Below are 1,348 nucleotides of genomic sequence, written 5' to 3'. Positions count from 1 at the left end.
CGTCACGAGGCCCGTGTCCCACCCCCCGATATCCTGGTCGAAGGAACTGGCATTTCGGAACATCCATCTCATATCCGTCACGAGGCCCGTGTCCCACGCCCCGATATCCTGGTTGAAGGAACTGGCGCCATAGAACATGGAGTTCATAGACGTCACGAGGCCCGTGTCCCACGCCCCGATATCCTGGTTGAACGCAGCATTGCCAGAGAAGGTTGCGATGGCACGTGTCGCGTGCGAAGTATCCCAGCCCGTGATATCATCAGAAGGGATTGTCGAGGAATTCCTAAACAGTCCGGCCAGCGACGCCACATTCGTGCCTTCGGCATTGCCATTCCCGGCAAGATCCGTCACCGCGCCAGCCGCGATCGTGACCGCCACGTTGGTATGTCCTTCGGCAAGATCAGGGGTCACTGTCGCGGTCCAGGTTGTCGCGTCCAGCTGGACCAGTGAGCCTGCGACAAGCGTTCCGTTGGCAACCGTGATATCGCTTTCGTCAAAGCTCGCGGGGTCGATTTCTTCGCTGAAGGAGAAGCTGATCGTGTTAGTGCCCGTGTCCGTTATTGTCGAGTATCCCGAGCCGCTGATCGCCACAGTTGGTGCGATGGATTCCACCGTGACATCGTAACCGGTCGAAACTGCGGAAAGGTTCCCCGCCTCATCCGTCGCCTGCGCGGTATATGTATACCCCCCATCAAGGAGGACCGTGCCCGTGTCGTCGAAGCTCCAGTTCCCGGAACCATCCGCCGTCGCCGTGCCGAGCGATATGCCGTCCCGGAAGACCTCGACCGTCGCATTCGCTTCGGATGTCCCGTTGATGATCAACGTGTTGTCGCCGGTAATCCCGTCGATCGCGCCACCGTCATCGCTGATCCCGGTCACGACCGGCGTGACAGGCGCGGTGGTGTCCACGACGACGTCGAAGCCCGCCGAGGCCGTGCCCTCATTGCCCACCGCGTCGGCGACGACAGCGGTGTAGCTGTGCGTCCCCTCGGCCAGCCCCGAGAGCGCCAGCGTCCAGCCCGTGCCTGCCACCGTGGCGGTGCCGACCAGCGTGGTGCCCTCGTAGATCCGCACCTCCTCGCCCGCGGCAAGCGCCGCGTCCAGCGTGCCGTTCAGCACCGGGGCGGTGTCGTCGGTCGCCGTCGTGCTCGGATAATCGGCCTGGTTGGTGCCCACATCGTCGGTAAAGGTGTCGATCGTGGCGGCGGTGGTCGGCGCCGTGCTGTCGAGCGTGACCGGCACGCTTGCCGTCGCCGGGTTGCCGGCGGCATCGCTGACATCCGCCGAGACCGTCACCGCGCCATCGGAAAGCGAGGAAATATCCGTCGCCGCGATGCTCCAGCTGCCG

General features: G+C 63.8%; 1 protein-coding gene. It reads right to left on the bottom strand.

Annotated features, from left to right (window positions below; all coding sequences use genetic code 11):
• Positions 1 to 1,348 (bottom strand): BspA family leucine-rich repeat surface protein (locus BM151_RS21510; RefSeq protein ID WP_177212973.1); only part of this gene is annotated, 1,348 nt, incomplete at both ends.

This window comes from Celeribacter neptunius, from assembly GCF_900113955.1.
GTDB lineage: Bacteria > Pseudomonadota > Alphaproteobacteria > Rhodobacterales > Rhodobacteraceae > Celeribacter > Celeribacter neptunius.
This window is presented reverse-complemented; position numbering and strand designations above follow the sequence as displayed.